General features: G+C 28.9%; 21 protein-coding genes and 1 other RNA gene. 16 read left to right on the top strand and 6 right to left on the bottom strand.

Annotated features, from left to right (window positions below; genetic code table 11):
- The first annotated feature begins 1 nt into the window (after position 1).
- The 6 genes from ACY2RX_RS02905 to ACY2RX_RS02880 all read left to right on the top strand — a co-directional run bounded on the left by ACY2RX_RS02905 (position 2) and on the right by ACY2RX_RS02880 (position 6,483).
- Entirely contained in the window at positions 2 to 550 is a 549-nt protein-coding gene (locus tag ACY2RX_RS02905; protein ID WP_490102450.1) for a nucleotide exchange factor GrpE, read from the top strand.
- Positions 551 to 616: 66 nt separating this feature from the next.
- Positions 617 to 1,750 carry a molecular chaperone DnaJ gene (gene dnaJ / locus ACY2RX_RS02900; RefSeq protein WP_490102449.1) on the top strand — a complete coding sequence of 378 codons (1,134 nt, stop codon included), beginning with the start codon at positions 617 to 619 and terminating at the stop codon, positions 1,748 to 1,750.
- Positions 1,751 to 1,939: 189 nt separating this feature from the next.
- Positions 1,940 to 2,246: RNase P RNA component class A (gene rnpB, locus ACY2RX_RS02895), an RNA gene on the top strand.
- A gap of 178 nt (positions 2,247 to 2,424) precedes the next feature.
- Positions 2,425 to 4,692 carry an aconitate hydratase gene (locus tag ACY2RX_RS02890; RefSeq protein WP_490102448.1) on the top strand — a complete coding sequence of 756 codons (2,268 nt, stop codon included), beginning with the start codon at positions 2,425 to 2,427 and terminating at the stop codon, positions 4,690 to 4,692.
- A 111-nt stretch (positions 4,693 to 4,803) separates the two neighbouring features.
- A complete protein-coding gene (locus tag ACY2RX_RS02885) occupies positions 4,804 to 5,475 on the top strand; it encodes a Crp/Fnr family transcriptional regulator (protein WP_490102447.1) in 672 nt (223 codons plus the stop codon).
- Positions 5,476 to 5,550: 75 nt separating this feature from the next.
- On the top strand, positions 5,551 to 6,483 hold the full coding sequence (locus ACY2RX_RS02880; protein ID WP_490102446.1) for an anti-sigma factor: 933 nt from the start codon (positions 5,551 to 5,553) through the stop codon (positions 6,481 to 6,483).
- Between the two features lie 154 nt (positions 6,484 to 6,637).
- Here ACY2RX_RS02880 and ACY2RX_RS02875 read toward each other — a convergent pair whose 3' ends face one another.
- The 6 genes from ACY2RX_RS02875 to ACY2RX_RS02850 all read right to left on the bottom strand — a co-directional run bounded on the left by ACY2RX_RS02875 (position 6,638) and on the right by ACY2RX_RS02850 (position 12,671).
- Entirely contained in the window at positions 6,638 to 6,985 is a 348-nt protein-coding gene (locus tag ACY2RX_RS02875; protein WP_490102445.1) for a hypothetical protein, read from the bottom strand.
- A 234-nt stretch (positions 6,986 to 7,219) separates the two neighbouring features.
- Complete coding sequence (locus tag ACY2RX_RS02870) at positions 7,220 to 8,407, bottom strand: aspartate aminotransferase family protein (protein ID WP_490102444.1); 1,188 nt, start codon at positions 8,405 to 8,407, stop codon at positions 7,220 to 7,222.
- A 95-nt stretch (positions 8,408 to 8,502) separates the two neighbouring features.
- Entirely contained in the window at positions 8,503 to 10,110 is a 1,608-nt protein-coding gene (locus ACY2RX_RS02865; protein ID WP_490102443.1) for an OstA-like protein, read from the bottom strand.
- 72 nt (positions 10,111 to 10,182) lie between these two features.
- The gene (locus ACY2RX_RS02860; protein ID WP_490102442.1) at positions 10,183 to 10,917 is read right to left on the bottom strand and encodes a DUF542 domain-containing protein; all 735 of its coding nucleotides are present in this window, start codon (positions 10,915 to 10,917) and stop codon (positions 10,183 to 10,185) included.
- 101 nt (positions 10,918 to 11,018) lie between these two features.
- On the bottom strand, positions 11,019 to 12,230 hold the full coding sequence (locus tag ACY2RX_RS02855) for a hypothetical protein (RefSeq protein WP_490102441.1): 1,212 nt from the start codon (positions 12,228 to 12,230) through the stop codon (positions 11,019 to 11,021).
- Positions 12,231 to 12,233: 3 nt separating this feature from the next.
- Complete coding sequence (locus ACY2RX_RS02850; protein ID WP_490102440.1) at positions 12,234 to 12,671, bottom strand: RrF2 family transcriptional regulator; 438 nt, start codon at positions 12,669 to 12,671, stop codon at positions 12,234 to 12,236.
- 113 nt (positions 12,672 to 12,784) lie between these two features.
- Here ACY2RX_RS02850 and ACY2RX_RS02845 point away from each other — a divergent pair, with 113 nt between their 5' ends.
- From ACY2RX_RS02845 to ACY2RX_RS02800, 10 genes are all read left to right on the top strand, one after another.
- Positions 12,785 to 13,360, top strand: a complete 576-nt coding sequence (locus tag ACY2RX_RS02845; protein WP_490102439.1) for a fasciclin domain-containing protein — start codon at positions 12,785 to 12,787, stop codon at positions 13,358 to 13,360.
- 21 nt (positions 13,361 to 13,381) lie between these two features.
- Positions 13,382 to 13,888, top strand: a complete 507-nt coding sequence (locus tag ACY2RX_RS02840) for a c-type cytochrome (protein ID WP_490102438.1) — start codon at positions 13,382 to 13,384, stop codon at positions 13,886 to 13,888.
- A gap of 16 nt (positions 13,889 to 13,904) precedes the next feature.
- Positions 13,905 to 15,878, top strand: a complete 1,974-nt coding sequence (nosZ, locus tag ACY2RX_RS02835; protein WP_490102437.1) for a Sec-dependent nitrous-oxide reductase — start codon at positions 13,905 to 13,907, stop codon at positions 15,876 to 15,878.
- A gap of 126 nt (positions 15,879 to 16,004) precedes the next feature.
- Entirely contained in the window at positions 16,005 to 16,592 is a 588-nt protein-coding gene (locus ACY2RX_RS02830) for a hypothetical protein (protein ID WP_490102436.1), read from the top strand.
- Positions 16,589 to 17,017 (top strand): nitrous oxide reductase accessory protein NosL, encoded by a 429-nt coding sequence (locus tag ACY2RX_RS02825; protein WP_490102435.1) that lies wholly within the window; start codon positions 16,589 to 16,591, stop codon positions 17,015 to 17,017. Before ACY2RX_RS02830 ends, ACY2RX_RS02825 begins: the two co-directional genes overlap by 4 nt.
- 51 nt (positions 17,018 to 17,068) lie before the next feature.
- Entirely contained in the window at positions 17,069 to 17,503 is a 435-nt protein-coding gene (locus ACY2RX_RS02820; RefSeq protein WP_490102434.1) for a CopD family protein, read from the top strand.
- Positions 17,504 to 18,748 (top strand): nitrous oxide reductase family maturation protein NosD, encoded by a 1,245-nt coding sequence (locus ACY2RX_RS02815; RefSeq protein WP_490102433.1) that lies wholly within the window; start codon positions 17,504 to 17,506, stop codon positions 18,746 to 18,748.
- Positions 18,745 to 19,452, top strand: coding sequence for an ABC transporter ATP-binding protein (locus ACY2RX_RS02810; protein ID WP_490102432.1), 708 nt, complete (start codon positions 18,745 to 18,747; stop codon positions 19,450 to 19,452). Before ACY2RX_RS02815 ends, ACY2RX_RS02810 begins: the two co-directional genes overlap by 4 nt.
- Positions 19,445 to 20,227: an ABC transporter permease gene (locus ACY2RX_RS02805; protein WP_490102431.1), complete on the top strand. Its 783-nt coding sequence runs from the start codon at positions 19,445 to 19,447 to the stop codon at positions 20,225 to 20,227. Before ACY2RX_RS02810 ends, ACY2RX_RS02805 begins: the two co-directional genes overlap by 8 nt.
- 103 nt (positions 20,228 to 20,330) lie before the next feature.
- Complete coding sequence (locus ACY2RX_RS02800; protein ID WP_490102430.1) at positions 20,331 to 20,807, top strand: c-type cytochrome; 477 nt, start codon at positions 20,331 to 20,333, stop codon at positions 20,805 to 20,807.
- Positions 20,808 to 20,812: the final 5 nt, after the last annotated feature.

Here is a 20,812-nt window from a genome sequence, read left to right as displayed (position 1 = left end):
AATGGGTAAGAAAGAAAATATAAAAGAAGAAGACATAAAAAACGAACAAGATACTGTTCAGGTTGAAGAAAACCAAGAGGTTGCTGAAGAAATAAAAAAAGAGGAACCAACAGCAGAGGAGTTAATTAAAGCAGAAAAAGATAAATTTTTGCGTTTGTTTGCAGAGTTCGAAAACTATAAAAAAAGAACATCTAGAGAGCGAGTTGAGTTATTTAAAACAGCAGGGCAAGAATTAATGACATCTTTACTGCCAATTGTTGATGATTTTGAACGCGCTCTGACACACATAGAAGAAGACAAAGAGGCAGAAGAATTAAGAAAAGGAGTATTATTAATTTATAACAAGTTCTACAAAACTTTAGAGCAAAAAGGATTATCAAGAATAGAAACAAAAAAAGGCGATATTTTTGATGCTGAAATCCATGAAGCAATAACACAAATTCCTGCACCATCAAAAGACTTAAAAGGAAAAATTATTGATTGTGTAGAAAAAGGATATAAATTAGGAGATAGAATTATTCGTTATCCAAAAGTAGTTATCGGACAATAAAACAATTACGAATTATAAATTGCAAGTTTTTAATCTTTTAATTTTTAATTCTTCAATTGCAACAAAATGGCAAAACAAGATTTTTACGAAATATTAGGCGTTTCAAAATCTGCCTCACAAGCAGAAATAAAAAAGGCATATAGAAAAATGGCTATTAAATATCATCCAGATAAAAATCGTGGAGATAAAACTGCCGAAGAAAACTTTAAAAAAGCCGCAGAAGCTTACGAAGTTTTGAGTGATGAAAATAAAAAAGCACGTTATGATCAATATGGTCACGCTGCTTTTGAGGGCCCTCAAGGAGGTGGTGGCTTTGGCGGAGGCGGAATGAATATGGAAGATATATTCAGCCAATTTGGCGATATTTTTGGAGGTGGCTTTGGAGGCGGTTTCGGAGGTTTTGGCGGAGGTGGAGGCCAACGTCAAGCTAGAGTTAAAGGAAGCAATATGCGTATACGTGTAAAACTAACTTTAGAAGAAATTGCCAAAGGTGTAGAAAAGAAAGTAAAAGTTCGTAGAAAAGTACAAGCAGAGGGTGTAACCTATAAAACCTGTACAACTTGTAATGGTTCTGGTCAACAAATGCGAGTTACCAATACTATTTTAGGTAGAATGCAAACTGCAACAACTTGTAGTACTTGTTCAGGTGCTGGAGAAATTATGAACAGCAAACCAAATGGAGCAGACGCACAAGGTTTAATTACTAAAGAAGAAACCGTTTCTATTAGTATTCCTGCTGGTGTAACAGAAGGAGTTCAATTAAAAGTAGGAGGTAAAGGAAATGAAGCTCCTGGTAAAAATTCTGTTGCTGGAGATTTATTAGTATTGATTGAAGAAATTCCACATCAAGCTTTAAAAAGAGAAGGAACAAATATTCATTACGATTTATATATTAACTTTTCTGAAGCAGTTTTAGGAACAAGCAAAGAAATACAAACAGTAACAGGTAAAGTTAAAATTAAAGTTGATGCAGGTACGCAATCAGGAAAAATTTTAAGATTAAAAGGAAAAGGCTTACCAAGTATAGAACGCTATGGAACAGGCGATTTCTTGATTCATATTAATGTTTGGACTCCTCAAGAACTAAATAAAGAACAAAGACAATTCTTTGAGAAAATGTCTAGTGATGAAAATTTTGTACCGAGTCCAAATAAATCTGATAAATCATTTTTTGAGAAAGTAAAAGATATGTTTTCATAAACATATGTTAAGATATTTAAAAAAATACGTTTTTTTATAAAAAATATTTTTTTGTAACACTTTTTAATATATATTTGTAGTGTTGCTGAGAAATCAGTAACACTTTTTCTTTTTCATAGCAATTTTTCCCACTCAAATTTTGAGTGGGTTTTTTTATGAGTAAAGATTGTATTTTTACAAATTATAGAAATAGCAGACTTACCTTATCGACTTAAAAATATTTTTAAGTAGGAAAGTCCGGACACCAAAGAGTAATCATAGCGGATAACATCCGTCCAACGTAAGTTGAGGACAAGTGCAACAGAAAGCAAGTACAGTTAGGCTGTAGTGAAACCAGGTAAACTCTATGAGGTGCAATGCCATGTAAATTAGAGCTTGAGAGCTACTCGCTCGATTCTAAAGGGTAGGCAGATAGATTCTAAAAGTAATTTTAGAACTAGATAAATGATAAGAACCTTTTTAGGAACAGAATTCGGCTTATAAGTCTGCTTTTTCTATAAAATTACGAAATATTTATTTTTAATCATAGAATCACTCTTTTTGTTGATGTATATTCATTATTTTTTAAAATAACTTTTTTTTATTCATTAATTACAGCTATCTATTATTTATCTTTTAAAATTCAGTTAAAAAGTCTAAATTTGTTACCACAAAAATTATTAAAAAAACAGAATATGGCTTTTGATATTGAGATGATCAAAAAAGTGTACGCAAACGTTGTAGAACGTGTTGATGCTGCTCGTAAACTTACAGGTAAACCCTTAACCTTAGCAGAAAAAATATTGTATTCGCATTTATGGGATAGAACTGCAGATAAAGCTTTTGTTAGAGGTAAAGATTATGTAGATTTTGCACCAGACAGAATTGCTTGTCAAGATGCAACTGCGCAAATGGCTTTATTGCAGTTTATGCAAGCTGGTAAGAATAAAGTTGCAGTACCAACTACTGTTCACTGTGATCATTTAATACAAGCTAAAAACGGAGCAAGTACAGATTTGCAAAACGCCTTAAATACATCCAATGAAGTATTTAATTTTTTAGAATCCGTTTCTAATAAATATGGAATTGGTTTCTGGAAACCAGGAGCAGGAATTATACATCAAGTTGTATTAGAAAATTATGCTTTTCCTGGCGGAATGATGATTGGCACAGATTCTCATACCGTAAATGCTGGTGGTTTAGGTATGGTTGCCATTGGTGTTGGTGGTGCAGATGCTGTAGATGTGATGGCGGGTATGCCTTGGGAGCTTAAATTTCCCAAATTAATTGGAGTTAAGTTAACAGGAAAACTTTCTGGTTGGACAGCGCCCAAAGATGTGATTCTTAAAGTTGCTGGTATTGTTTCTGCAAAAGGAGGAACAGGAGCCATTGTAGAATATTTTGGAGAAGGAGCAACAGGAATGTCTTGTACCGGTAAAGGTACAATTTGTAATATGGGAGCAGAAATAGGAGCAACAACTTCTACTTTTGGTTACGATGAATCTATGGAACGTTATTTACGTGCTACTGATAGAGATGATGTTGCAGATGCTGCAAATAAAGTGAAAGATTATTTAACAGGTGATGCAGAAGTTTATGCAAACCCAGAGCAATATTTTGATCAAGTTATAGAAATTAATTTATCAGAATTAAGTCCTTTATTAAACGGACCTTTTACACCAGATTTATCTACAAAAGCAGGCTCAGATATGACAAAGGCTGCTAATAAAAATGATTGGCCATTAAAAGTGGAGTGGGGATTAATAGGTTCTTGTACAAATTCATCTTACGAAGATTTATCGAGAGCTTCATCAATAGCACAACAGGCAATAGATAAAGGTTTAAAAACCAAAGCAGAATTTGGTATTAATCCAGGTTCAGAAAAAGTACGTTATACTGCAGATAGAGATGGTATTTTAGGGATTTTTGAAAAACTAGATGCTAAGATATTTACAAATGCCTGTGGTCCTTGTATCGGACAATGGGCGCGTTATGAAGACCCAAAAAATGCACCTAAAAACTCAATAATTCATTCGTTTAATAGAAACTTTGCAAAGCGTGCAGATGGCAACCCAAATACACACGCATTTGTAGCATCACCAGAAATGGTAGCTGCAGTTGCCATAGCAGGACGTTTAGATTTTAATCCGATTACAGATAAGTTAATCAACAAAAATGGTGAAGAAGTAATGTTAGATGAACCAACAGGTTGGGAATTACCACCAAAAGGTTTTGAAGTAAAAGATGATGGGTATTTAGCACCAGAAAAAGATGGTAGTAGCGTAGAAATTAATGTGAATCCAGATTCTGAAAGATTAGAATTATTAACACCATTTACTCCTTTAGGAAATAATTTGACTGGAGTGAAATTATTGATAAAAGCGCACGGAAAATGTACAACTGATCATATTTCTATGGCGGGTCCTTGGTTGCGTTACAGAGGTCATTTAGACAATATTTCTAACAACTGTTTAATTGGTGCTGTAAATGCATACAATATGAAAACGAATTTTGTAAAAAGTCAGATTTCTGGAGAATATGATGCAGTGCCAAAAACACAAAGGGCTTATAAAGCTGCAGGAATTAAAACAATTGTTGTTGGTGACCATAATTATGGCGAAGGTTCTTCTAGAGAACATGCTGCAATGGAACCAAGACATTTGGGTGTTGCTGCTGTTTTAGTAAAATCTTTTGCAAGAATTCATGAAACAAATCTTAAAAAGCAAGGTATGTTAGGTTTAACTTTTGCGAATGAATCAGATTATGATTTAATTCAAGAAGATGATACTTTTAACTTTTTAGACTTAAATGAATTTGCACCTGGCAAACCTTTAACAATAGAAGCTGTTCACGCAGATGGTAGTAAAGATGTTATTTTAGCTAATCATACTTATAATCAAGGTCAAATTGATTGGTATAACGAAGGTTCTGCTTTAAATTTAATAAAAAAAGAAAACGCATAATAAAAGTATTATTAATTATATAATTTAAACTCCTAAAGAAATTTAGGAGTTTTTTTGTAAGAAAAAAGTTGTTTTAATGACCAAAAAAACATCTCCTAAAACACAATAAATATGAATAATTTTTGGTTTTTTGATAACGTAAATTTATTTAACCTCCTTTGTCCACATAAATTCAAAGAATATAAAAAGTGTCATAATTTTGATATTTATAAAAAGCAAGACTACATTTACTTTGCAGAAGATTCTGCAAGCAAAGTTTTTTTAATAGAAAAAGGCAAAGTTAAGATTGGTTATTATACAGAAGAAGGAGACGAAATTGTAAAAGCAATTTTAACAAAAGGAGAATTATTTGGCGAGAAAGCAATTTTGGGTGAAGATAAAAGAGAAGAATTTGCACAGTCATTAGATAATGTTACCTCCATTTGTCCAATAGGAGTAGAGACTATGCACGATTTAATGCGTGATAACAAAACGTTTAGTTTAAAAATTTATAAATTTTTAGGGCTACGTTTTAAAAAGTTAGAAAGAAGATTACAATTATTGTTGTTTAAAGATACTAAAACAAGATTGTTAGAATTTTTAGATGAATTGTGTAAAGAATATGGACACGATTGTAAAAAAACAGGAGATAAAGTAATAGAACATCCATATACACAAAAAGATATTGCATCACTAATTGGTACATCAAGACCAACTCTTAATTCTATTATGAATGAACTTAAAGTTGAAAAAATAATCGATTTTAACAGAAAAGAAATAAGAATTTTACAAAAAATTGCATAAGTGTAAGCTAGCTTACATTTTAAGAAAACTTCTCAGTTTACATTTGTCATAACATTAACATTAAATAATTTTATGATGAAAAAAATATCAACTCTAGCAATTATTGCTATCGCATTCATTTTTACTTCTTGCTCTAAAGATAAAACAGCAGAAGTAACAGTAAAAAAAATTACACAATCATTTCAGAACTTACCAGAATTGGGCGATAACTATGTTTATGAAGGCTGGTTAATTGTAAAAGATGAAAAAATTTCTACAGGAAGATTTTCTAGTACAGATGGAAAAAAATTTACAAGTGGTTCAATAGACGTAATCAAAGTTAATGCTGCTACTACTTATGTATTAACAATAGAACCTGCAACAGAAACAGGAGCAGACCTTTTAAAACCAAGTGGTTGGATTTTCTCAAAAGGAGCTTTTTCTAACAACAAAGCAACTCCATCAACTAAAGATGCTTTATTTTCTGGTAATGGTAATTTAGAAAAAGCAACAGGTAATTTCTTTTTAAAAGCTCCATCTGTAGGAACAACAGGTTCTGATGCAAACGGAATCTGGTTTATAGACGCTTTACCACCAACAAAAGGAGGCTTTACAAATTTACCAACCTTAGCAAAAGGATGGGTTTACGAAGGTTGGGTTGTTGTTCCTAACTCTAAAGGAAAACCAACTCCAGTTTCTACAGGAAGATTTAATGATGCAAATAAAGCCGATGAAAGTTTCTTTGGTGCAAAATATAACAATGAATTTAAAGGACCAAAAGGGGTTCCTCCTTTTCCTGGCGAAGATTTTATTAGTAATCCAAATAAAAGATATCCTGATGTAACTTTTCCTATTGATTTACAAAATGCGACAGTGGTAATTTCAATAGAACCAACTACAAATGATAAAGCATCACCTTTTGGATTAAAACCATTTGCAATTAAACTAAATAAACAAGCAGTTGCAAAAGCAGTAAGTATTACTAATAATTACGCAGGTAAAGCAATTACAGGTACAGTAACTAGATAAAAAATTAAAAGGTTTAATCAACTATTTTGTGTTAATGGTTTGATTTTATCTGAAGTGCAATCAAATAAATGATTGCACTTTTCTTTTGTACAAAAAAATGCCCAATTTAGTTTAAAACTAATATTGAGCACCAACTAACCAACCAGTTGTTTATTTAGATTGTCTTGTTTATTTTGATAGGAATTCTATAAATTTCTCCCTTTTTTACACCACTAACGTCTATTTTTTTATAGTTTAATTTGTTTTTCACATACGAATTAAAACCAGTTATTTTAGAATCTACAGAAACAATTACTAATTCATTTTTATTATTTACCATAAAAGAAACTTCTGCCTTACAGTTTTTATTTATTTCTAAAGGAATTTTATCTCCCAATATAGAAACGATTTTAGTTCTTAAATTTTTCTTTGTTTCTGATGGATTTTTCTCTGTTGCATTTATAGAAAATACAGTAGATAAACTAATTGCGATAACAGTAATAAATGTTTTTAAATTTTTCATGATATATGTGTTTTAGGTTGTTTTATATTTGAAAGACGACCAATTTTAAAAAAGGTTTCAGTAAAAAACAGTCTTTAACATAATCATAACATTGTTTAACTATAATTAGTAATTTAATAACAATGTGTTAAATTTTTATAAATACTTTTAAATATTAATGATTTTGAAATAAAAATAGAAGGTTGTTATATTTAAAATTTATGCTTGTAGTATAGAATTTACAATAAAATATTTTTAGTATGAACCAGTAACTTGGTCAATAGAATTTAAGATAATTTCAATTCCTTTTATAAGTTCTTCATCAGAAATTGTTAGAGGAGGAGTAATTCTCATAGCTTTATCTTCAAATAATAAAAAAAACAGGATTAAACCATTTTTTATACACTGATGAATAACTTTATTTGCTAATTCAGAAGTTTCTAAAATAGCAGCCAACATTAATCCTTTGCCTCTTATTTCTTTTATTTTAGGATGCTTTAAATATTTTCTAATAAGTTTTTCTTTTTGTAAACTTTTAGAAAGTAAGTTTTCAGAAATAATTTCTTTAACAGTGGCAACACCTGCAGCAGCAATAACAGGATGTCCTGCAAAAGTAGAAATATGCCCCAATTTAGGATTATCTTTTAATAAACTCATCATATTAAAATTAGCTATAAAAGCACCCATTGGCATTCCGCCACCCAAACCTTTACCTGTAATGATCATATCAGGAATTACATTATAATTTTCAAAGCCCCAAAAAGTACCAGTTCTACCAATTCCTGTTTGTATTTCATCTAAAATTAATAAAGCTCCCACTTTTAAACAACGTTGTTTTACTTTTGCTAAATAATCATTTTTTGGTGCTATAAAACCAGCACCACCTTGTATCGTTTCTAAAATAACGGCGGCAGTTTTTGATGTAATTCTGTTTAAATCTAACAGATTATTAAATTCAATAAACTTAGTTCCTGGTATTAAAGGTCTAAAAACTTGGTTTTGTTTTTCAACACCAGAAACACTCATAGCACCCATTGTATTTCCGTGGTAAGAATTTTTTGCAGCAATTATTTCTGCTCTATTTGTGGTTCTTTTTGCTAGTTTTAAAGCACCTTCTGTAGCTTCTGTACCAGAATTGGTTATATAAACTGAATTTAAGTTTTTTGGAGAATTTTCTGCCAATAATTTACAAAGTGCTACTTGTGGTTGTTGAATAAATTCGCCATAAACCATTACGTGCGTATATAAATCTAACTGTTTTTTTATGGCATTCGTAACTTTTGGATGATTGTGACCCAAACTATTTGCAGAAACACCCGCAACAAAATCTAAATATTCTTTACCAGAAGTATCGTAAATATAAGAGCCTTTTGCGTGCGAAATTTCTAAAGAAAGTGGGTGAGGAGAGGTTTGAGCTTGATATTTTAAAAAATCGAATTTCATTCAAAAAAATATTGACTAACTGTTGATATTTAATTATTTACTTTTATTGAGTTGATTGGCTTGTTTTGCAAAAGCCCTCTATGAGGGATTTATTTTTATTGATTTTTTAAAGGCAAACCTTCTTTCTTTTTTTCTAGAATTGCTGAAGGCTTTTTTATCAATTTCTTTTTTTGCTTCTTATTTTTATTTTTTCCATCCTTTAAAAAAATATCTTCTTTTGTTTTTGGCTGTTCATCTTCTCGCCAAATAAATCCTTTTAATTTTCTGTCTTCTAATGGAAACATTGAAGGTGGATGCGTTTTTCCGTCAGATTTTTTTAAATATTTAATGGTAACTATTTGTCCGTTTTCTAATGTAAAAATAATATTGCTCGAAATTTCTTTTGTAATGGTTTCTAATACCTGAGTTTCTTCATTTCTATTAAAATATACAGATTCTGCATTTCCTTTAACCAATAAGGTTCTAAGTTTGTTTTTTTGAAATTTACCAAACATATTTCTACCTTTAATTTGATTAAAATCTTTATTAGAAATAGAATCTTTAGAAACAATAAAAGCGTTGTTTAAAACTTTTAAAGAGTCTAATTTTTCGGTTTCTACATTTGATAAAAGATGAATTGTATCTCCCGTAATTTGATTTTTTTCTGACCATAAAACAGGGTTTTTAAACATTCTTGTTAAACCTGTTTCTTGGTTGGTATGAATAGAATCGCATTTGCCTTGTAAATCAGATTTAAAGATTTTTACATTATGATAGGTTCTTATAATTCGTTTTTCTGGTTTGCCAGTAACTAATAAAGTATCTCCATGAATAAACATAGAATCTTTGTCTATAATAGAAATCGCAACTGCTTTTTTAATGATAAAAAGCGAATCTTTTAATTCAAAAATTTCTGCATAATTACCTCTTGTTACAAAGTTCTGAACAGTATCTATTACTTCTATATTATTTGTTGCAGATGCAAAACCTCTTTTTTTATCATAATATAAACTATCACCTTCTACAGTTCTTTCTTTTAAAAAAAGCTTGGCATTTTTAACAAAATGAGAAATATCGGTTTTGGTATTGTAGAAACCTCTTTCGCAATAAATTTTGTTTTTATTCTGTGTATTTGTTATTGTTGAGGGACCATATAAATAAGTAAGTCCTGTATTTGTGTAATAATCTAAATGATTAGATTCTAAGTTGTGTTCTGGGTTAACAACAGTAACTCTTGTGGTGGCTGTAAATTTTTTGTTTTCTAAATAATAGTTTCCGTTTTTACTTTTTAATGTATTTGTGGGGTCTTTTATAGTTGCGTAACTTGTGTAATACAATTTCTGATTTAGTCTATCAAAATTAAGTGTATCAGTAGTTAAAGTCATTGTAGGGTCTTTTAAAACCACATTTCCCCAAGAAAGTGCTTGTTTAGAATTTGCATCATAATCTGCATAATCACTAGTTTGTGTAATGGTGTCTCCTTGTTTAATGAACACATTACCAATTGCTTTAAAAAAGTTTTTCTCTTTAAAGTAAAAGGCTTTTTTACAAGTCAGTTTTATACCATCATGACGTATTTGTACATTTCCTAATAAAACAGTTGCTCCAGGATATTCTTCTTCGTCAGCAAATTGAATTTCAGAATTTTCGATAATAATTTTTTTTGTTTGCGATAAAACAAAAGGAGTAATAAACAGAAAAAACAGCAAGAGTATTCTTTTCAAAATGATGATATATTTTTAGCAAAAATAATGAAAAGAATAGTGCTTTCTATTAAAGAAAAGTGAAATTATATTTTAAGATATTTCTTCTTGTATCCTTACTTTAAGTTCTAGTTTTTTAGCTTTAGGAAAAAGAATATTATTTTCTAAATGAATATGCTTTTGCAATTCTTCTTCAAATTGTTTTAATTTTAAATAAAACACTTGTATTGAATTACAGATGTAAGCTGGTTTTGTGTAATTGTTAGTTAGCTTGGCTATTTTTTTAAAGACAGAAGCTATTTTAAAATGTTCATCTTCAAAATCGTCTATTGGTTGATCTAAAGGTGAAACCAAAATTTTTTCGTGAAGATTGTTTTTTTCGAGTTTTATTAACTTTTTTATGTACGGAAAAACAATGTCTTCTTCATTTTTCATATGTTCTAGAATCTCATCTGCAACTTTTTGTAAAAGGATATTTATCTCTTTTAGTTCATGAAATTTATTGCCATATAATTTGGTTACTTTTTCGCTTTGATCTCTTAATAACAAAATATTTTCTTCATTGTTTTCGTGTTGAATTCCTACTAAAAAATCAATTAAAAAATCTAGTTTCCAAGCCTTATATTTCTTTAAATAATAAGTGTTTTGTTCTACTGATTTTAATTCTTTTACAACCTCTTTTAATTTTAAATTTTGTTTATTGCAAACATCTTTTAAAATTTTATTTCCACCAATACCAAAATCAATGCTGTATTTTTTTAAAATTGAAGCAGTATTAATATTATCAGTAACAATAGCAGCTATACTTTTATCTTTAATCTCTTTCATCAAAAAAGTATTTTTAATTGACTACAAAGTTGAAGTAGATTTTAAGAATAAAAAATGACTTTTATCAGTATTTTGAATAATTATTAGTAAAACAAGGAAAACTATGAGGTTTTCTTAAAGAGATGCTTTAAATTCTGAATAAAAATTATTGATATTCCAATAGGTATAAAGGCGCTAATAAAAGATAAAGTTTCATAATAATTATCAATTATTGTTAATTGCTGCCATATTGATATTCCTTTGTAAATAATTAATATTTCTGATAAAATAAACCCCAATAGGTAAATTAAAATTCCGGTTTTAGAGATTTTTAAAATTTTAAGATAGTTAAAAAAAGCAAAAATTGATAGACTTACAATTCCTAAAAAAGTTAGATGCAGATATGCAATTACAAAATCTACAAATTTGTAAAAAAGATTAGATAAAAAAGGAATAGAACTTAATAATTGCAATATAATTTTTAAACTAAAAAGGAAGAATGTTAATTTTAAAACTCTAAAAATTAAAACAGAAAATGTATTTTTTATTTGAAGTATAATAGGATTTATAATTTTGATAAAATAAAATAAAGATAAAACTTGTAAAGCAGCACCTAAAAAAGCCAAAATATAAATAACTGGCAATGGTTTTATCCATAAAAACGAAAGAAATAAGCTTAAAATACAACTAATTGTTATCGTTTTAAAAAAGAGATTGCTAGTTTTTGTGTTAAAATTGATGGATTTAGTTTCTAAAATTTTAAAAAATATTCCGAATAAACATAAAACAAACCAACCATTATACTGAAAATGCAAGTAGAAATATATAGCATTTTTATACCAATGAGAGGTGCTTCCTAAAGTATTCATTATATATCCAAGTGTCCACGGACCCAAACTAGACATAATCATAAAAACTAAAGAAGTATTAATAAATTTATAAGATAAACTCGTTTTTAAGCAGTTTGTGTTTTTTCTAAAAAAGTAGTAAAACCAATAAGAACAAAATAAAAATAGGGTAGAAAAGATTATAGAAACTAAAGCATAACCAGTTATAGGGAAACTAAAAAGCATTCCTAAAATAGTAATTTGCGTTACAAAAAATATTTTTGAATATTTTTTTTTAGCTTCATTTTTTATAAATTGATAAAAAATTAGTGTTGTTAAACCAATATAAACCCAACCAAGAAGTGCAATATGAGAATGAGTATGAACAATAAATTTGTAAGTTGCATTAAAATCTACAGTTGCAAATAAGCGAAGTATAATTCCTAGAAAAGCCGCTATTAAAAAATAACTTAAAGCGGTAATTGCATACTTTTTTACAAGCATCATTAACTACAAGTTAGTATATTTTGAGAGATCGCTTTTTGGGTTTTCATTAGCCATTTCTAAAATTGATTTTGTTTTAAGCGTACTTAAAAGTTTTTTCTTAAAAGGACCATATAAATGATGCACAGCACATGGTTTGGCATCATTACATTCTAATTGCCCTAAATAGCATTCTTCAAATTTATCGGTGTTATCCACACAATCTATAATATCAAACAGCGTTTTATTTTCATTAATTTCAGAAAGATAGAAACCTCCATTTGGACCTTTTACAGATGAAATGATATTTTTTTTTGTTAATTCTTGTAATGTTTTAGCTAAAAAAGGTGCTGGCATTTCTAATTCTTTGGCTACTATTTTTGAACCAATTTTCTTTTCAATCGAAGCATTTTTTGCTAAATAAAGAACCGCTCTTATAGCGTATTTACTAGACTTTGTAATCATATATGCAAATCTACACAAAATATAAAGACTAAAATGTCTTTTTATATGACTTATATCATATTTTTAAGATGATTCTAATTGTAACTTTGTGTTATACATCAAATTATAAACCAATGAAAAAAATAAGTTTAATTATGCTTATTGCTTCAATTTTTTTTATCTCATGTAAAGAGCAAACAAAAAAAGAAGTAAAAGCAGACGAAAAAGTAACTAAAAAAGAAGTTACTACAAAAGGACAATCTGCTGTTGTAGATAAAGTTTCAGATCCAAATGCACTACAAGTTGCAATGTCTTTAGATGATTTTAAAACACTTGTTGTAGCTGTTAAAGCTGCTGGTGTAGAAGATGCATTAGTTAATGCTGGGCCATTAACTGTTTTTGCTCCTGTAAATGGTGCTTTTGATAAATTACCTGAAGGAACTGTAGCGTCTTTATTAAAACCAGAAAATAAATCTAAACTCGCATTTATTTTAACAAACCATGTGGCTCCTGCAAATTATCCTGTAAAAACTTTAGAAAAAAATATCAGAAAAAATAGAAAATTATATATGGCTTCTGGTAAATATTTAGAAGTTACTAAAAAAGGAGATGATTTATATGTTGGAGGAACAAAAATTTTAAAATCGGTAAAAGTAAGTAATGGTTGGGTACATGTTATTGGAGATGTATTGGTGCCAAGTGATAAATAACAATTAGAAAACAATCAAAATATGAAATTACAAAGTTTATTTACAATAATGTTAATTACATTATTTATTAGCTGTGGAGGAAAGGAAAAAAAAGCCCCTTCTTACGATTCTTCAGTTAAAAAAAAGGCAGTTAAAAAAGTAGAAAAGAAAGTAGATAAAAAAGTAAAAGAGGCTTCTAGCGGAACAATCGATTTAAATAATAAAGGTATTGGTCCAATAAAATCTTTAAAATTAGCTGCTACTGTAGATAAAGCTATGGCAGATAAAGGAAAAATAGTTTTTAAAAATAAATGTTCTTCTTGTCATAGAACCAATAGAAAATTTATTGGCCCAAATCCTACAGGTATTTTAGAAAGACGTTCTCCAGAATGGATTATGAATATGATTCTAAATCCTGAAGAAATGGTAAAAAAAGATCCTATAGCTAAAGAATTATTAATGAAATTTAATGGTTCTCCAATGGCAAATCAAAATTTAACAGAAGAAGAATCTAGACAAGTTTTAGAATATTTTAGAACATTAAAATAACCAAAAACAAGAATATATGAAAACAACAATTAAAGTATTTCTAGCAGTATTTACTATATCGCTATTTATTGTAGGCTGTGGAAATAATACCAAAAAAAGCAACAATCAAGGTGCTTTATCTAGCAATGCAGCAGAAAAAGTATATGTTGCTCCAGGTGAACATGATGAGTTTTATGCTTTTGTTTCGGGTGGATTTAGCGGACAATTAGCCGTTTACGGATTACCATCAGGACGTTTGTTTAAAGTAATTCCTGTTTTTTCTGTTGATGCAGAAAAAGCTTGGGGTTTTAACGAAGAAACAAAACCAATGTTAAATACTTCTCATGGATTTATTCCTTGGGATGATTCTCACCATCCAGATATTTCTCAAACAAATGGTGTTTTAGATGGGCGTTATGTATTTATTAATGGTAATAATACACCACGTATTGCAAAAATAGATTTAACAACTTTCGAAACTACAGAAATTATTGAAGTACCTAATAGTGCTGGTAATCACAGTTCTTCTTTTGTAACAGAAAATACAGAATATGTAGTTGCAGGAACACGTTTTTCTGTACCTGTACCTCAGGTAGATATGCCAATTAATGAGTATAAAGGTAAATTTAAAGGAGCACTTTCTTTTATTAGTGTAGATCCTGAAGATGGAGGAATGGATTTAAAATTTCAGATTTTAATGCCAGGTTTTAATTATGATTTATCACATCCAGGTAGAGGAAAATCTCATGGATGGTTCTTCTTTACAACATATAATACAGAAGAATCTCATACATTAATGGAGGTAAATGCTTCGCAAAATGATAAAGATTTTATTGCAGCAATTAACTGGAAAAAAATTGAAGCGTATGTAAAAAATGGTGGTGGTAAAAAAATGCCAACAAACTATGCACATAATGTTTATGATGATCATACACATATGGCAACATCAACAATGAAAAAAGAAGTTATTGTAGTAAATCCTTCTGAAGTTCCAGGTGCAATTTATTTATTACCAACTCCTAAATCTCCTCACGGTTGTGATGTAAGTCCTGATGGAGAATACATTATTGGTTCTGGTAAATTAGCAGCAGAATTAACTGCACATTCATTTACTAAAATGAAAGAAGCAATAGATAGCAAAAACTTTGATGGAGATGCTTACGGAATTCCTATTTTAAAATACGATGCTGTAAATGCAGGTTCTGTAAAACAAGCAGGTTTAGGTCCATTACATACAGAGTTTGATGGTAAAGGAAATGCATATACAACTTTCTTCATTTCATCAGAAGTTGTAAAATGGAAACTAGGAACTTGGGAAGTTATAGATAGAAAACCAACCTATTATTCAGTTGGTCACTTAATGATTCCTGGAGGAAACTCTCGTAAACCATTTGGTAAGTATGTAATTGCAATGAATAAAATTACCAAAGACCGTTATTTACCAACAGGCCCAGAAGTAACACAATCTGCACAATTATATGATATTACAGGCGAAAAAATGGAATTGTTATTAGACTTCCCAACAGTAGGTGAACCTCATTATGCTGCTGGTATTCCTGCAGATTTAATTAAACCGCGTTCTAAAAAATTCTTCAAATTAGAAGATAATAAACACCCTTATGCTGTTAAAAGCGAATCTGAAACTAAAGTGGTTAGAAAAGGGAAAGACGTACACGTTTATATGACAATGATTCGTAGTCATTTTGCGCCAGATAATATTGAAGGTATAAAAGTTGGAGACAAAGTATATTTCCACGTAACAAATTTAGAGCAAGATTACGATGTTCCTCATGGAGTAAGTATGATTGGTGCTAATACTTCAGAATTATTAATTATGCCTGGACAGACAGAAACTTTTACTTGGGAACCAAAACAAGTAGGTGTTTGGCCATTCTATTGTACAGATTTCTGTTCTGCTTTACATCAAGAAATGCAAGGATATGTTAGAGTTTCCCCTAAAAATTCAAACATAAAATTATCTTGGACTTTAGATGATGAAAAACTAGAATAATAAATAATTTTTTGATTTTGGTTGATAGGCTGCTTGATATTTTTTGATTGATAATAATTAAGCAGCCTAAATCAAAATTTAGAAGCCATAACGCAAATTCATATATTTTAGATTAAAATTTTAGCAATGAAAAAATCGAAGATTACAATGATAGTTGGTTCCTTATTATTGTTAGGACTTTTTATATTTCCTTTATGGAATATTACTTTAGAAGCTCCTCAATATCCAACTCCATTAGGAATGGATATTCATATTAATAAATTTGAAGATACCAATGAGTTTGATATTAAAAATATCAACTTAATGAATCATTATGTGGGTATGCAATACATTCCTAAAACAATTCCTGAATTTAAAATATTTCCTATTGCAATTTTAGTTATGGTTTTTTTAGGAGTTTTAATTGGTTTTAAAGCCAACTATAAAATGTATTTAGGCTGGTTTGTTTTAATGACAATTTTAGGTATTGCTGGTATGTACGATTTTTATTTGTGGGAATATGATTATGGTCATAATTTAGACCCAAAAGCTATTATGAAATTTACAAATCCAGATGGATCTATTATGGGATTTCAGCCACCTTTATTCGGAACTAAAGATATTTTAAATTTCACAGCACATTCTTATCCTAGATTGGGTGCTTACTTTATGTTTGTAGGTATGTTGCTAACATTTATAGCTTTTTTTATAGGAAAAAAAGAAAGTGCAAAATGATAAAATTTAGATTTACTTTTTTCTCATTTCTAAGCTTATTTTTATTGATGAGTTGCTCAGTAGAGCCTCAAAAAATTGAGTACGGTAAAGACGCCTGTAGTTTTTGTAAAATGACAATTGTAGAAACAAAATTTGCAGCACAAATAGTAACAAAAAAAGGAAAAGCTTTTAAATATGATGCCGCAGAATGTTTGTTAAATGACATAAAAAACAAAAAAGAAAATTCGTTAGCATATATTTTAGTTACAGATTATAATCAACCAAAAAAATTGATAAACGCAACAGAGGCAACTTATTTAATTAGCAAAAAAATTAAAAGTCCAATGGGTGCATATTTATCATCTTATACAACTTATAAAGAGGCAAAACAAAATGGTACTCAATTATTTGATTGGGAATCATTAAAAACACACTTTTCAAAATAAATAATCTATCTTTCAGATTAATTAATCAGAACAAAACTATTCATATAAAAAATGTATCCAATACTAGTTTTTATACACATTATTGCTGCAACAATTTGGGTTGGTGGACATTTAATTTTAACCATTCGTTTTTTACCAAAAGCATTAAAAAAAAATAATTTTGCTATCATAGAAAATTTTGAAAAAGCGTATGAACCTGTTGGTCTTCCTGCATTACTAACCTTAGTAATTACAGGTTTTTGGTTGGCTTTTATAAGAATGCCTAATTTTGCTGACTGGTTTATTTTTCAAGAGCATTTTCCGAAACATATACTATTAAAATTGCTTTTATTAATAACAACTTTAGGGTTGGCAATACACGCGCGCTTTTTTTTAATTCCGAAAAAAAAAATAAAACCATTAGCAATTCATATTGTTTTGGTAACTTTAGTGGCTGTATTATTTGTACTAATAGGCGTAAGTTTAAGAACCAGTTTACTATTTTAAATGGCATTAAAAATTAGAATTTATTTACTAGTATCTATATTAATTCTTGTAAGCATTTCTTTACAAGCACAGCAATTAAAAGTATGCAAAAGTTGTACAATAAAAACGATTAAAGAAGCGGTAAATAAAAGCTCAAAACACGATACTATTTTTATTGATAAAGGCACCTACCAAGAGTTTGATATTTTAATAAAAAAACCTTTAACTATTATAGGAAACAGAGAAGCTATTATTGATGGAAACAAAAAAGGATATATTTTTAAAATAGTATCAGACAGCGTTACAATTAAAGGAATTACTTTAAAAAATGTAGGTAAAAGTTACACTAAAGATTTTGCCGCTATTTATATTTCTAGAAGTAAACATTTTAAGATTGAAGATGTTCGTTTTAAAGCTGTTTTCTTTGGTGTTTTAGTCGAAAAATCTCACTACGGAATCCTAAAAAACAATCATATTTCTAGTGAAGCTATTAACGAAGCTGGTTCTGGAAACGGAATACATATGTGGCACAGTTCTAATGTTCTTGTAGAGAAGAACGAAGTCCATAATTTAAGAGACGGTATTTACTTTGAGTTTGTTACAGATAGTAAAGTCATCAATAATTTAAGTTACAAAAATTTGCGTTATGGATTGCATTTTATGTTTTCTAATAATGATGAATATCACAATAACATCTTTAAAAACAATGGTTCTGGAGTGGCAGTTATGTTTTCAAAATTCATAAAAATGTCTAACAATAAGTTTGTTGAAAATTGGGGAATGGCTTCTTACGGATTATTATTAAAAGAAATTTACGATGCAGAAATTATCAATAATACATTTCAAGAAAATACTACAGCTATAAATATTGAAGGCTCTACAAGAATCAACTACAAAAAAAATAATTTTATAAGAAATGGTTGGGCATTAAAAATTGCAGGAGCTTGTTATGCAAACAAGTTTTCTAAGAATAATTTTTTGCATAATTCTTTTGATTTATCTTACAATAGTAAATTAAATGATAATAGTTTTAATAACAATTATTGGAGCGAATATACTGGCTATGATTTAGATAAAAATGGAGTAGGAGATGTACCTTACAGACCTGTAAAACTATTTTCTTATGTAGTAAATAAAACCCCAGAAACAATTGTATTATTGCGTAGTTTGTTTGTAGATATTATTAATTTTTCTGAAAAAGTATCACCAGCTTTTACGCCAGATAATTTGGCAGATACCAAACCTTTAATGCAAAAAGTAAAATGATAGAAATTAATAATTTACATAAAAAATTTGGAAAAGTTACTGTTCTAAAAGATTTGAATTTAGAAATAAAATCTGGTGGAATTTTTGCAGTTTTAGGACCAAATGGATCAGGAAAAACTACCTTAATAAAAAGCATTTTAGGAATGGTAATTCCAGAAAAAGGGAGTATAAAAATTGATGATACAGAAATATTAAGAAAACATCAATATCGTAACAATGTAAATTACTTACCACAAATTGCCAATTTTCCTGGAAACTTAACGGTTTCTGAATTAATTCAGATGATAAAAGATATTAGAACTAAAACCGCTAATGATAAAGAATTAATAGAAACTTTTGATTTACAACCGTTTTTAAAACAAAAATTAAATAATTTATCTGGCGGAACCAAACAAAAAGTGAACTTGGTTTTAACTTTTATGTTCGATAGCGAATTAATTATTTTAGATGAACCCACCACAGGTTTAGATCCTATTTCATTAATTCGATTAAAAAAAATCATTCAATCAGAAAAACAAAAAGGAAAAACAATTTTAATTACTTCTCATATTATGAGTTTTGTTGAAGAAATTGCTGATGAAATTGTATTTCTGTTAGATGGTAAAATACATTTTAAAGGAACTATTGATTCCTTAAAGAAACAAACAAATCAAACCGATTTAGAACACGCAATAGCCACTATTTTAACTACGAATTATGCTTAAAATATTAAAATATAGTTTTTTCGATTTATTAAGAAGTAGATGGAGTTATGTGTACTTTTTCTTTTATTTAATTATTGGTTTTGTATTGTTGTTTTTAAACAATGATACATCAAAAGCTGTGATTACTTTAATGAATATTATTGTGGTTTTAACACCTTTAATTGGTACTATTTTTGGAGTGATGTATTACTATAATTCGCGCGAATTCACTGAGCTTTTATTAGCACAACCCTTAAAAAGAAGTACAATATTTATGGGGCAATATATAGGAGTTTCTTTGTCGCTTTCTTTGAGTTTAGTTTTAGGCTTAGGAATTCCTTTTTTAGCTTATGGTATTACACAATCTACGGCAATTTTTAACTTTATTTCTTTGTTATTAGTGGGTGCTTTTTTAACCTTTATTTTTGTTGCGCTAGCATTCAATATTGCTTTATCTAATGAAAATAAAATAAAAGGTTTTGGTTACGCTATTTTAATGTGGTTATTTCTTGCAGTTATTTATGATGGTTTATTTTTAATCTCTTTGGTAATTTTTCAAGAATATCCATTAGATCAATTTTCTTTATTTGCTATCATTTTTAATCCTATAGATTTATCAAGAATTCTTATTTTATTAAAGCTAGATATCTCTGCGCTTTTAGGATATACAGGTGCTGTTTTCCAAAAGTTTTTTGGTACAAATTGGGGTATGTTTGTTTCTCTTTTTACCCTTTCTTTTTGGGTAATTTTACCTACAATTAGAATTATTTATAAATCTCGAAAAAAAGATTTCTAACTCCTTTTTTCTGACAATTATCATATTATAATTTTTTGATAAATGTTACCTTTGTTTTTAAATAAAAGATAAAAAGGTCTTTTTATAATCAAACTAATTAATTATGTTATCAAAAAAACAAGCTAAAACATTTTTCCTAGGAGGAACTTTAGTTACGTTTCTGATTTTCATTGGTTTAACGATTTATTCGTTTTCAGGAGAAAATGATCAAACAAACTATGGAGAATTATCAGAATCTGCAATTAGAGGAAAAAAAATATGGGAAACTAACAATTGTATGGGATGCCATACTATTTTAGGAGAAGGAGCTTACTATGCTCCAGAATTAACAAAAGTAGTAGATAGATTAAATGATAAATACAGTGGTGAAGGTGAAGAAGTGATAAAAAGTATTTTAATGTCTCCAGTACCATGGCAACCAAATGGAAGAAAAATGGTTGCGTATAAAATGACTGAGCAAGAAGCAGAAGATATGGTCGCTTTTTTTAAGTGGATTGGTAATATAGATTTAAACGGATTTGGTGAAGTAGTTGGAGTAGACAGAAAAATATCACCTCTTTCTAAAAAAAATAACAAATAAGAATA

It is taken from the genome of Polaribacter sp. 2405UD43-2 (assembly GCF_058147125.1).
Note: the sequence above shows the minus strand (reverse complement) of the source record. Positions and strands in the feature narration are given on the sequence as shown.